General features: G+C 52.7%; 12 protein-coding genes. All 12 read left to right on the forward strand.

Features of this window, described 5'->3' with window-relative positions:
* Positions 1 to 117: 117 nt before the first annotated feature.
* The 12 genes from fabF to lepB all read left to right on the forward strand — a co-directional run bounded on the left by fabF (position 118) and on the right by lepB (position 12,225).
* Positions 118 to 1,356 carry a beta-ketoacyl-ACP synthase II gene (gene fabF, locus AC0YOB_RS14115; protein WP_475793325.1) on the forward strand — a complete coding sequence of 413 codons (1,239 nt, stop codon included), beginning with the start codon at positions 118 to 120 and terminating at the stop codon, positions 1,354 to 1,356.
* The gene (gene rnc, locus AC0YOB_RS14120) at positions 1,346 to 2,038 is read left to right on the forward strand and encodes a ribonuclease III (protein WP_475793326.1); all 693 of its coding nucleotides are present in this window, start codon (positions 1,346 to 1,348) and stop codon (positions 2,036 to 2,038) included. The genes fabF and rnc overlap by 11 nt, the downstream gene beginning before the upstream one ends.
* A 227-nt stretch (positions 2,039 to 2,265) precedes the next feature.
* On the forward strand, positions 2,266 to 5,841 hold the full coding sequence (gene smc, locus AC0YOB_RS14125) for a chromosome segregation protein SMC (RefSeq protein WP_475793327.1): 3,576 nt from the start codon (positions 2,266 to 2,268) through the stop codon (positions 5,839 to 5,841).
* Between the two features lie 27 nt (positions 5,842 to 5,868).
* The gene (gene ftsY, locus AC0YOB_RS14130; protein ID WP_210041254.1) at positions 5,869 to 6,864 is read left to right on the forward strand and encodes a signal recognition particle-docking protein FtsY; all 996 of its coding nucleotides are present in this window, start codon (positions 5,869 to 5,871) and stop codon (positions 6,862 to 6,864) included.
* Between the two features lie 166 nt (positions 6,865 to 7,030).
* Positions 7,031 to 7,342, forward strand: coding sequence for a YlxM family DNA-binding protein (ylxM, locus tag AC0YOB_RS14135; protein WP_379112716.1), 312 nt, complete (start codon positions 7,031 to 7,033; stop codon positions 7,340 to 7,342).
* Positions 7,343 to 7,366: 24 nt separating this feature from the next.
* Positions 7,367 to 8,740: a signal recognition particle protein gene (ffh, locus tag AC0YOB_RS14140; protein WP_475793328.1), complete on the forward strand. Its 1,374-nt coding sequence runs from the start codon at positions 7,367 to 7,369 to the stop codon at positions 8,738 to 8,740.
* Between the two features lie 130 nt (positions 8,741 to 8,870).
* A complete protein-coding gene (gene rpsP / locus AC0YOB_RS14145) occupies positions 8,871 to 9,143 on the forward strand; it encodes a 30S ribosomal protein S16 (RefSeq protein WP_188992563.1) in 273 nt (90 codons plus the stop codon).
* Positions 9,144 to 9,168: 25 nt separating this feature from the next.
* Positions 9,169 to 9,399, forward strand: a complete 231-nt coding sequence (locus tag AC0YOB_RS14150; protein WP_210042239.1) for a KH domain-containing protein — start codon at positions 9,169 to 9,171, stop codon at positions 9,397 to 9,399.
* A 108-nt stretch (positions 9,400 to 9,507) separates the two neighbouring features.
* Positions 9,508 to 10,032, forward strand: a complete 525-nt coding sequence (gene rimM, locus AC0YOB_RS14155) for a ribosome maturation factor RimM (protein ID WP_475793329.1) — start codon at positions 9,508 to 9,510, stop codon at positions 10,030 to 10,032.
* Positions 10,033 to 10,036: 4 nt separating this feature from the next.
* Positions 10,037 to 10,792, forward strand: coding sequence for a tRNA (guanosine(37)-N1)-methyltransferase TrmD (gene trmD, locus AC0YOB_RS14160; RefSeq protein WP_475793330.1), 756 nt, complete (start codon positions 10,037 to 10,039; stop codon positions 10,790 to 10,792).
* 220 nt (positions 10,793 to 11,012) lie between these two features.
* The gene (rplS, locus tag AC0YOB_RS14165) at positions 11,013 to 11,354 is read left to right on the forward strand and encodes a 50S ribosomal protein L19 (protein WP_210041246.1); all 342 of its coding nucleotides are present in this window, start codon (positions 11,013 to 11,015) and stop codon (positions 11,352 to 11,354) included.
* 166 nt (positions 11,355 to 11,520) lie between these two features.
* Complete coding sequence (gene lepB, locus AC0YOB_RS14170) at positions 11,521 to 12,225, forward strand: signal peptidase I (RefSeq protein ID WP_475793331.1); 705 nt, start codon at positions 11,521 to 11,523, stop codon at positions 12,223 to 12,225.
* The last annotated feature ends 8 nt before the right edge of the window (positions 12,226 to 12,233 follow it).

Genomic DNA, 12,233 nt, shown 5'->3' on the forward strand with positions numbered 1-12,233 from the left:
CCTTTTCGACTTTCACATGGATTTATCTAAAGCGAGTAAGCGCAGGTAAGCGTTTTTAATAGATTATTATAAATATGGTACGGTAACCATTATCGTTGTCCATCTGAGGTGAGTTGAATGAAACAGAGAGTGGTCGTTACGGGCATGGGGGTCATGACCTCGCTCGGTTCTGATTTGGAACAGTTTTGGGAGAATCTGATACAAGGCAAGTCCGGCGTTTCGCATATCGAGGCGTTTGACGTGTCTGAATATACGACCCAGATCGCAGCTGAGATCAAGGATTTCCAGCCCGATGAATTATTGGGCAAAAAGGAAGCGCGCCGCATGGACCGTTTTGTGCAATTTGCGGTTGTTGCCAGCCAGCTTGCCGTCAAAGACGCCGGTCTTACGCTTGGGGAGAATATGGATCCCGAGAGAATCGGCGTCGCGATTGGATCAGGTATCGGCGGTCTCGGCACATGGGAAGACCAGCACAATATTTTGCTGGAGAAAGGCCCCAAGCGGGTCAGCCCATTCTTTATTCCGATGATGATCGCCAATATGGGATCAGGCCAGGTTTCCATTACAACCGGAGCCAAAGGCCCCAACAGCACGGCGGTGACCGCTTGTGCAACCGGGACTCACTCCATCGGCGACTCGTTCAAAATCATTCAGCGCGGCGATGCCGACGCGATGATTTGCGGCGGTGCGGAAGCGACGATTCGTCCTATAGGAATGGCAGGCTTCTGCTCCATGCGCGCTATGTCAACGCGCAACGACGAACCGACAAAAGCAAGCCGGCCGTTTGATCTTGATCGCGACGGATTTATTATGGGCGAGGGATCAGGCGTGCTGATTCTTGAATCATTGGAGCATGCACAGAAGCGGGGAGCCCGGATTTATGCAGAAATTATCGGCTATGGTATGAGCGGCGACGCTCATCATATGACGGACCCCGATCCTGACGGCGCTGCCCGGTGCATGGTGAAAGCGCTCAAAGATGCGGCTATTGATCCGTCGGCTATCGATTATATTAATGCTCACGGCACTTCAACGGGAATTGGCGACCGCTCGGAAACGATTGCGATCAAGAAGGCTTTCGGTGAACATGCCTATAAGCTGGCTGTGAGCTCGACGAAGTCGATGACCGGCCATCTTCTGGGAGCCGCCGGAGGCGTCGAAGCCGTCATTCTCGGCCTGACGCTGCAGAATGGCAGGATTGCGCCCACTATTAACCTGGAAACTCCGGATCCGGAGTGCGATCTCGATTATGTGCCGAACACGTCCCGTGAAGCGGATGTGCAGATCGCATTGTCCAACTCGTTCGGTTTCGGCGGTCATAACGCCACGATCGTGATGAAGAAATATGAAGCTTGAAAAGTTTGAGGAGCTCCAATCGCGGCTGCAGCTTCGATTTCGTACGACCCGTCTGCTGAGACAAGCGTTCACACACACCTCATATGTGAATGAACACCGTCAAAGCGTGCTTGAACATAATGAGCGGCTTGAATTCTTGGGCGACGCCGTTCTTCAATTGACGGTATCGGAGTTTCTGTACCGGACTTTCCCGGAGCGTCCTGAGGGTCAATTGACCCGGATGCGTGCTTCGATTGTTTGTGAGCCATCGCTTGCCAGATTCGCCGATATGCTCGGACTTGGAGCCCATGTTATGCTGGGGCGCGGGGAAGAACAGCTCGGGGGCAGGCTTCGGCCTGCGCTGCTTGCGGATCTGTTTGAGTCGTTCGTCGGCGCGATTTATCTCGACCAGGGACTGGAGGCTGTCCGGACATTTCTTGCCCGGCACATCTTTCCCCATATCGACAGCGATGGCGGCATGCTTGTCAAGGATTACAAATCGACGCTGCAGGAGCGGGCTCAGCACAGCGGCATGGGTTTGATCGAGTATCGGATTACGGAAGAGCGCGGACCTGCCCATGACAGAGAGTTTGTCGTGGAGGTCTATATTGCTGATGTTCTGTATGGAACGGGAATCGGACGAACAAAGAAGGAAGCGGAGCAGCAGGCTGCTGCGGAAGCATGGCGCAAGCTGCCGGGTTGAACTCCTTTACTTGAATAGCTGTGGAAAAGATCCTGGTCGCTGACTTAAGCGTACCGGGATTTTTGTTCAAATGGGAAAGTTTGAATTTCCATCATACTTTGCTTCTATTTTCGTTAGGGAAGAAACTTGGCTTGGCTGCCAGAGGACGGCGGGCAGCCGTTTCTTCTTGGACAGAGCGGGCCTGGATGTTTTTATGATACAATAGTCGATGAGGTGAAGGCTAAGCTATGTTCCTGAAAAGGATTGAATTAGCAGGATTTAAATCATTTGCCGATAAGACGGAGCTTGAATTCGTTCAAGGCATTACGGCTGTTGTCGGGCCCAATGGCAGCGGAAAAAGCAATATAAGCGACAGCATCCGCTGGGTGCTTGGCGAGCAAAGCGCCAAAAGTCTGCGCGGCGGCAAGATGGAAGATATCATTTTTGCCGGCAGTGATGCCCGCAAAGCGGTAAATTTCAGCGAGGTGTCGCTGACACTGGATAACGCGGACAACGCGCTTCCTCTGGAGTTCAATGAAGTTACCGTTACGCGCAGGGTTCACCGCAGCGGGGACAGTGAATATATGATTAACAAGCAGCCCTGCAGACTGAAGGATATTACGGAATTATTCATGGATACGGGCATCGGCAAAGAAGCCTATTCCATTATCGGTCAAGGCCGTATTGAAGAAATTCTCAGTACACGCTCAGAGGATCGCCGGGGAATCTTCGAGGAAGCCTCGGGCATCGTGAAATATAAGTCACGCAAACGTGAAGCGCAGAGGAAGCTCGATGATACCGAGCAGAATTTGCTGCGCATTCATGATCTGGTCTCGGAACTCGAGGACCAGGTGGAACCGCTTCGGGTTCAATCAGAGAAAGCGATATCCTTCAAGCAGTTTAAGGAACAGCTCAAGACATCGGAAATTTCCATGTATGTACATAATATTCAAGCCGTACACACCTCCTGGAGCGAGGCAAGCGTACGGATGGCCAGGCTTCAGGAAGAACAGCTGGCTTTGTCAACAGTGGTCAGCAAGCATGATGCCTTGCTGGAGAAGGATCGGCAGAAGCTGCGCGAGCTGGAGGCAGCGCTTGACCAACTGCATGGGGCCATGCTGCAGTACAGCGAGGATTACGAGAAATGCGAAGGCTACGGCGAGGTGCTCAAAGAGAGAAAACGCAATCTGGAGCAGAACCGTTCTCAGCTGGAAGCTTCGATCACCGCGCAGAACGAGCGGATTTCGCAGCTGGCCAGGGAAGAAGCGGAGTTCCGAGGCAAGGCTGCGTCGCTTGAGAATGATCTTCAGACTCTGCGCGCCAAGCTGGCAAGCGAGGAGGCAAGGCTGCTGGGAACAGCAGCGTCGGCTTCAGGAGATGCGGAAGAATCGTTGAAAAGCGAGCTGCTTGACGTGCTCAGCTCCATGGCCCAGCTGCGCAACGAAATCCGCTATGCGGTTCAGCAGGAGGAAGCGCTGCAGCGGCGTATGGAGCGGCTCGACGAGGAGCATGCCAAATGGCGTGAGCAGAACGGGAAGCTCACCGTCCGCAAGGCGGAGCTGGAGCAAAAGCTGGAAGCAACGCTCACGGAAATAACCACACTCCGCAACCGCTATATTCATGAAGGCGAGCAGCTGCAATCCGGTCAGAAATTGCTGGAGGAAGCCCAGGCATCAGCGCGAAAATGGGAACAAAAGCTCGAAGCGCTCCGCTCGCGCCGGGATACAATGAAGGAAATGCAGGACGACCTGGACGGCTTTATGCAGGGTGTCCGTGAGGTGCTGAAGGCTTCCCGCCGTACCTCGGGCGGGCTGGAAGGCGTGCATGGAGCAGTAGCGGAGCTTGTGCGTGTGCCGGAAAAGGTGGAGCTGGCCGTAGAAACCGCCCTCGGCGGCGCACTGCAGCATGTCGTGATGGAGAATGAGAAAAGCGCGCGGACAGCGATTGCTTTCCTGAAGCAGCGTCAGCTGGGGCGGGCGACATTTCTGCCGCTTGATGTCATTCGCGGACGGAATATTCCCGACCATGACAAACGGATGATTGAGAGCATTGAAGGGTTTGTCGGAGTGGCCGCAGAGCTTGTCTCCTGTGAACCGAGATATTCTTCGATTATCAATAATCTGCTTGGCAATGTGCTTCTTGCCGAAACGCTGGAGCATGCCAACCGGATCGCGGCAAAATGCCAGTACCGCTTCAGGGTCGTTACGCTGGAAGGCGATGTGGTGAATGCGGGCGGATCCATGACGGGCGGAAGCTTGCAGAAGAAAGGCGCGAATCTGCTTGGCCGCCAACGGCAAATTGAGCAGCTGAGCGAGGAGCTCAAAGCGACGGATGACCAATTAGCCAAGCTGCGCGACAAAATAAGCGATCTGCGCAAGGAGCAGTCGATACGGAATCAGAACGTGGATGACCTGCGCGCCCAGGGCGAGCAGCGTCGTATTGAAGAGCAGCATGTCCGCGCCGAACTCCAGCAGCTGGATAATGAGAACCGGCATTTGGTCGAACAGCGTCAGCTGTTCGATGCCGATAATGTCGGTCAGCAGGCTGAACGCGAGAATATCGCCAAATCGGAGGCGGCTGCCAGGGAACGTCTGGCTGAACTGACGCTTGAGGAAGCGAAGCTGCAGGAAGCTATCCGGATCGCCGAGACCCGGCGCAAAGAAGGGGAGACGGCCAAGGAGCAGCTGCAGGATCAATTGACGGATCTCAAGATCGCTGTCGCCAAGACGGATCAGGAAAAAAACTCCTTCGAGGACCAGGCAGCCAGGGTGCGCTCCGATATTGGACGAGCCAAGCAGGAGCTTGCGGGACTACGCGATATGCTGACACGTCAGGAAGAGGACGCCGGCCAGCATGGCGAGGAGAGCGTCAGGCAGCTCGAGCAGCTCAACCATCTGAAGCTGCAGAAGGACTCGTGTTCGGAGCAGACGGATATCAAGCGCTCGCAGCGGGCTGAGCTTATACGAGAGCTTGAGGAGGGGGAAAGCGAAACGAAGGAGCAGCGCTCGCAGCTGCGCTCGGTCGACGATCAGCTGAGGCAGACGGAAATTGCAGCCAACCGGCTGGACGTAGAGCTGGATAATCTGCTCCGCAAGCTGAGCGAGGAATATGAGCTTAGCTATGAATTGGCCAAAGAGCGTTATCCGGTACCCGAGGATGTCCAGGAGACGCAGAATCAGGTCCGTGAGCTGAAGCGCCGGATATCTGCCCTTGGCGAGGTTAATCTCGGAGCGATTGAAGAATATGAGAGAGTGAAGGAGCGCTTTACCTTCCTGAACGATCAGAAGAATGATCTTATTGAAGCGAAGACGACGCTGTACCACGTCATCCGTGAGATGGATGAAGAGATGAGCAAGCGTTTCAGGACCACTTTCGAAGCGATTCGCGGGCATTTTGTCATTGTTTTTGCCAAGCTGTTTGGCGGCGGGCGGGCGGATCTGATCATGGTTGAACCTGAACGGGTGCTTGACAGCGGAATTGATATTGTGGCGCAGCCTCCAGGCAAGAAGCTGCAGAATTTGCAGCTTCTCTCCGGGGGGGAGCGGGCGCTGACGGCTATCGCCCTGTTGTTTGCCATTCTGCAGGTTAAGCCTGTGCCGTTCTGCGTGCTTGACGAGGTAGAGGCCGCATTGGACGAAGCCAATGTATCCCGATTTGCGCAATACCTGCGCGAATTCTCGGAGCTTACCCAGTTTATTGTGGTTACCCACCGCAAAGGCACGATGGAAGAAGCCGATGTCCTGTACGGGGTAACGATGGAGGAAGGCGGCGTGTCCAAGCTTGTCTCGGTGCGTCTGGAGGACGAGGAAGCCGTTTCTGCCTGATGAAATGAAGGAGATGGAGGAAAATCGATGAGTTTTTTTAAACGCCTGAAGGAAAGTATCTCAAGCAAAACCGAGGCGGTCACCAATGCATTCAAGGAAGGGCTGACCAAGACAAGAACCGCTTTCGTCGAGAAGGTCGAGGAGCTGATCACCCGCCGCAAGAAGATCGATGAGGAGTTCTATGAAGAGCTTGAGGAGATTCTGATCGGCGCCGATGTTGGCGTGAATACCGTGATGCAGCTGATCGAGGAACTGCGGATTGAAGTGAAGAAGCGCAAAATTGAAAATGCTGCCGATCTGCAGCCGATTCTCTCGGAGAAGCTGGTCGATCTGCTCAAAAGCGAAGAGAAGACCGGACTGCAGATGGCGCCTTCCGGAATGACTGTCATTTTGTTTGTCGGTGTTAATGGGGTCGGCAAAACAACAACAATCGGCAAGCTTGCCCATAAGTTTAAATCCGAAGGAAAAAAAGTGCTGCTGGCGGCAGGGGACACATTCCGCGCGGGAGCGATCGAGCAGCTGGAAGTGTGGGGGCAGCGGGTCGGCGTGGATGTAATCAAGCAGCAGTCGGGTGCGGATCCGGCCGCGGTCATGTTCGACGCCGTTCAGGCAGCCAAGCAGCGTAATGTCGATGTGCTGTTATGCGATACGGCTGGAAGGCTGCAGAACAAATCCAATCTGATGGATGAGCTCAATAAAATATACCGCGTAATCCAGCGTGAAGTACCCAGTGCTCCGCATGAGGTGCTGCTCGTGCTTGATGCGACGACCGGGCAAAATGCGCTCAGTCAGGCCAAGCTTTTTGGCGAAAAAAGCGGAGTTACGGGGCTTGTGCTGACGAAGCTGGATGGAACGGCGAAGGGCGGCATCGTCATTGCCATCCGCAATGAATTGAATTTGCCGGTCAAGCTCGTTGGGCTGGGGGAAAAAATGAGCGATCTGCAGGAATTCGATTCCGAGCAGTTTGTACATGCGCTGTTTGCCGGTCTGATCCAGAAATCGGAAGAGAACGAAACGGCCTAGTAATCCCGTTTACATGGTGACAAGGGATTGCACTTGACAGCCGCTGGTCTGCTGGGCTATGATAGACGACGACAGATAGGGTGTAAAGGTTTTTCCCTTGACGGAAGAGGTGGCTGAGTTGACCGCAATTGAACCTGACGCCCTGACCAAAACAAATCGAATCAACATGCTGTTTGACTTTTACGGGCTGCTGCTCACCGAGAAGCAGCGGACGTTTCTTAAATACTACTTTCACGATGATTATTCGCTTGGAGAGATTGCCGAGGAGTTTGAAATCAGCCGCCAGGCTATATATGAGCATATTAAGCGGGCAGAATCCGTTCTGGAGAGCTGCGAGAGCAAGCTGCATCTTCTGCAGAAGCATGAAGCCGGCAAGGAATGGCTGAGCAGGCTGGAGGCTTGCGCAGACGGTCTTAGCGGGATGGATGATCTGGCAGATGAGCTGCGGCGGATTGCTCAAGGCATCCGGGATATGTAAGCAGAACTTTTAGAGGTGATGAAAATGGCGTTTGAAGGGTTATCCAACCGGCTGCAGAATGTGTTCGGCAAGCTGCGGGGCAAGGGCAAGGTGTCGGAGGAAGACGTAAACGAAGCAATGCGTGAAGTGCGTCTGGCGCTGCTGGAAGCCGACGTTAACTTCAAAGTCGTGAAAGATTTTATCGCCAAGGTCAAGGAACGGGCAATCGGTCTGGAGATGGCAAAAAGCTTCACTCCCGGGATGGTCGTTGTCGACATCGTCAACAAAGAGCTGACGGAGCTGATGGGCGGAACCCAAAGCAAGCTTGCCAAGGCCAACAAACCGCCGACCGTTATTCTTATGGCGGGACTGCAAGGGGCCGGTAAGACGACCTCCTCTGCGAAGCTTGCCAAGATGCTCCAGAAGAGCAACAATAAGCCGCTTCTCGTGGCAGCAGATATTTACCGTCCGGCTGCGATCAAGCAGCTTCAGGTGCTTGGTGAGCAAATCGGAGTGCCGGTATTTACGCTCGGTGATCAGACCTCTCCGGTCGAAATTGCCCGCTCCGGACTTCAGCATGCCAAGGACAACGGACTGGATTATGTCATTCTGGATACGGCCGGACGGCTTCACATTGATGAAGCCCTGATGGATGAGCTTCGTCAGGTGCATGAAGTGACGCAGCCCGATGAAGTGCTGCTTGTCGTGGATGCGATGACGGGGCAGGAAGCGGTCAATGTAGCACAGAGCTTCCACAGCCAGCTTGAATTGACCGGCGTTGTACTGACCAAGCTTGATGGCGATACGCGCGGCGGTGCCGCTTTGTCGGTCAAGGCCGTAACGGGCTGTCCCATCAAATTCGTGGCTACCGGCGAGAAGATCGAGCCGCTTGAGCCGTTCCATCCGGAGCGGATGGCTTCCCGTATTCTGGGCATGGGCGATATGCTGTCTCTGATCGAGAAAGCGCAGTCCAGCATCGACGCGGATAAAGCCGCCGAGATGGAGCGCAAGATGCGTACGGCCGAATTTACATTCGATGACTTCCTGGAACAGATGGAGCAGGTCCGCAAGCTTGGTCCGCTGGATCAACTGATGGACATGATGCCCGGCATGGGCAAAATGAAAGAAATGAAAAATCTCAAGGTGGATGAAAAGCAGATCAACCGTGTCGAAGCGATCGTCAGATCGATGAACAAGGATGAGAAGCGCAAACCGGAGATTCTTAATCATAGCCGTCGCAAGCGCATAGCGGCAGGCAGCGGCACGACGGTGGCCGATGTGAACCGGCTGATCAAGCAGTTTGACGACATGCGCAAAATGATGAAGCAGTTCTCCTCGATGATGGGGCCTAAGGGTCCAAAGGGCGGAATGAAGGGTCTTAAAGGGATGCTTCCCAAAGGCATGAAGTTTCCTTTCTAGGGGATGTCCTTAAAATTCAAATTGGATCTTCGTTGTTATTCCTGAAGCGGGATTACACATCAAATCTTGAAATCGACCGGCATCCGGGTATGAATATTCACTTTGTAAATTTTTGAAGGAGGTGATTTTCTTGGCAGTACGTATTCGTTTGAAACGTATCGGAGCGCACAAAGCGCCTTTTTATCGCGTCGTTGTTTCCGATTCCCGTTCCCCGCGTGATGGTCGTTTTATTGAAGAGATCGGCACATACAATCCGGTTTCCCAACCGGCACAGGTGAACATTGATGAAGAGAAGGCATTGAAATGGCTTCAAAACGGAGCGCAAGCATCCGATACCGTTCGTAACCTGCTTTCCAAAGCTGGTGTTATGACGAAGCTTCATGAGCTGAAACTTCAGAAGTAGGACACTTTTACGGGGGGCCTTGATGATGAAAGATTTGATTCTTGTCATAGCTAAGGCTTTAGTGGATTACCCGGAGGATGTACGCGTCGATGTGAAGGAAGACGATCGCGGCACGGTCTACATGCTGTCGGTTCATGCCAGCGATATCGGTAAGGTAATCGGCAAGCAGGGGCGGATTGCGAAAGCGCTGCGGACGGTGGTAACATCGGCTGCCGTGAAATCGCAAAAACGTGTGATCGTCGATATTATTTCATAGATCGTACATCAAGAGAGGGTTAGGATCAACGTCCTAGCCCTTTTTTTTAGCCTTGTACGGGGACAAGTATACGATAAGCGGAAAAATGGAAAGAGGAAGGTAACAGCGATGGAACAAGGATGGCTGATGGTTGGCAAGGTGGTCAACACGCATGGCATACGCGGGGAAGTGAAAGTGTACTCCCAGACGGATTTTCCGGAGGAGCGTTTTGCGGCAGGCAACAAGCTGACGCTGATGAATCAGGAGACCGGGCAGAAGCTGATCGTGGAAATCATGACCGCCAGACCGCAGAAAAACATGTTTATCGTGAAGCTTAAAGGCTTCGATAACATTAATGATGTGGAGAAATATAAAGGCTGGGTGCTCGCTGTAACCAAGGACGACATGGTTGAGCTTGAAGATGGCGAGTATTATCAATACCAGATCATCGGCTGCCGGGTTGTGACGGATGAGGGTGAGGAGCTTGGCATCATAACAGAGATCCTCGTGCCGGGCGCAAATGATGTGTGGGTTGTGCAGGAGCAAAAGCCCAAGGGCAGACAAATTCTCATACCGGTGATCGATGATGTGCTTCTGGATGTCAATATTGAGACGAAAACGGTCACGGTGCACCTGATGGAAGGGTTGATTTAAAGGGATGCGAATCGACGTGTTAACCCTGTTCCCGGAAATGTTCGATGGCGTATTCGGAGCCAGCATTTTGGGAAAAGCGCGCGACAAGGGACTGGTTAGTCTTCAAGCGATTAACTTTCGTGAATATGCCAATAATAAGCATAATACGGTGGATGATTACCCTTATGGCGGAGGCGGCGGAATGGTGCTCAAGCCTGAGCCGATTTTTGCGGCTGTCGAAGATTTGAAGCCCGAAGGCTCCACGCCACCGCGTATCATTCTGATGTGCCCGCAGGGAGAGACGTTCTCGCAGCGTAAAGCGGAAGAGCTGTCGGCTGCCGAGCATCTTGTATTTGTGTGCGGCCACTATGAAGGCTACGATGAGCGGATCCGCGAGCATCTGGTAACAGATGAGCTGTCCATCGGCGATTATGTGCTGACCGGCGGGGAGCTGCCCGCGATGGTTGTCATTGACAGTGTCGTCCGGTTGCTGCCCGGCGTTCTGGGCAATGAGAATTCGGCGGTTACCGATTCTTTCAGCACAGGGCTGCTTGAGCATCCGCATTATACGCGACCGGCTGTTTTCCGCGATATGGAGGTTCCGGATGTGCTCCTGTCCGGCCATCACGCGAACGTGGCGGCATGGAGACGGGAACAATCTCTCCTTCGCACGCTGCAGCGTCGTCCCGAGCTCCTGGAGCAGGTAGAATTAAGCAAGAAGGAACGGGAGTGGCTACGCCGTTTGATGGCTGACCGGGAAACCGGAAACGTGCAGAAATAGGCTGTAAAGACTTGATTTTCAGATGAGGGTGTTAATGGGAGTCATCAGATTGGCGCCTGTCTGGATTCTGGAAATAAAGTCATTGTTTTATACAAGCGATTGTGGTAAAATTTCTGGTGTTGCTTTTGTATAGTCGGACGGTCCGCTACTAAGCGATGATCCGGTCCATATGAGGACCGATGAGCTTATATGAACGTCTATGGTGGAAGGAGTGATTACAATGAATCTTGTACAACTGATTGCTCAAGAAAATTTACGTAAGGATCTTCCTAACTTTCGCCCAGGCGATTCGCTGAAGGTACACGTTAAAGTTATCGAGGGAACTCGTGAGCGGATCCAGCTTTTCGAAGGCGTCGTTATTAAACGCCGCGGCGGCGGCATCAGCGAAACGTTTACCGTGCGTAAAATTTCGTATGGTGTGGGCGTGGAAAGAACTTTCCCGCTTAACTCGCCGAAAATCGAGAAGATCGAAGTTATGCGTCGCGGTAAAGTACGCCGCGCTAAACTGTACTATCTTCGCAATCTTCGCGGTAAAGCTGCGAGAATTAAAGAAATTCGTTAATGTAATGACTGGGGAGGGGCTTGCTCAAACAAGTCCCTTTTCGTTTTTTCATATATCAGAAGGCATAAGGTTCGTTTGAATACTTTTCTGATATTTCAAAGGGAAGATACTTGCATCGGACGTACAGGACGACGTAATGAACTTGCTGCAGAAGAGGGTGTAAATCATGGATCAACCGCATAATCTTGATGAGAATGGTCAGCAGTTGAATGAAATGACGACAAAATCAAATGAAACCCCAACTACCGGGCATAAGGAGGTGGAGACGATAACCCCACCAGCCAAGCAAGGCGGCGGCAAGGCGCAAAAGGAAGTATTTGAATGGGTCAAGGCTTTGGCGATTGCCGCGATACTGGTGGTTGTCATTCGCTACTTTTTGTTTGCCCCGTTTATTGTCGACGGTCCTTCGATGGAACCTAACTTTTATACTGGCGAGCGTCTGATTGTAAACAAAATCATTTACGATATCCGCCAGCCGAGGCATGGTGAAGTCGTCGTTTTCCACGTGCCGGAAGAAAATCGCGATTTCATTAAACGGGTTATCGGCGTGCCCGGAGACAAAGTGAAATATGATGGCGATAATTTGTACATAAACGGCGAGAAGGTGGAAGAGCCTTATCTGAAGGAATCCATTGATGCGGCCATCGCAAAGGGTGAAATATTTAATAATCAGGGCGCTGACCGCAACTTCCCGAATGAAAATTTCCAGACGGATATTGTGCCTGACGGCACGATTCTGGCCTTTGGGGATAACCGCCGGAACAGCCGGGACAGCAGGATGATCGGCTATGTATCGGACAAGCAAATTATTGGCAGGGCAGATGTGATTTTCTGGCCGATGAGCAAAATTACGTTTGTGAAACACGGATGAGGTGGCTG

Source organism: Paenibacillus sp. JT31N17 (assembly GCF_056269255.1).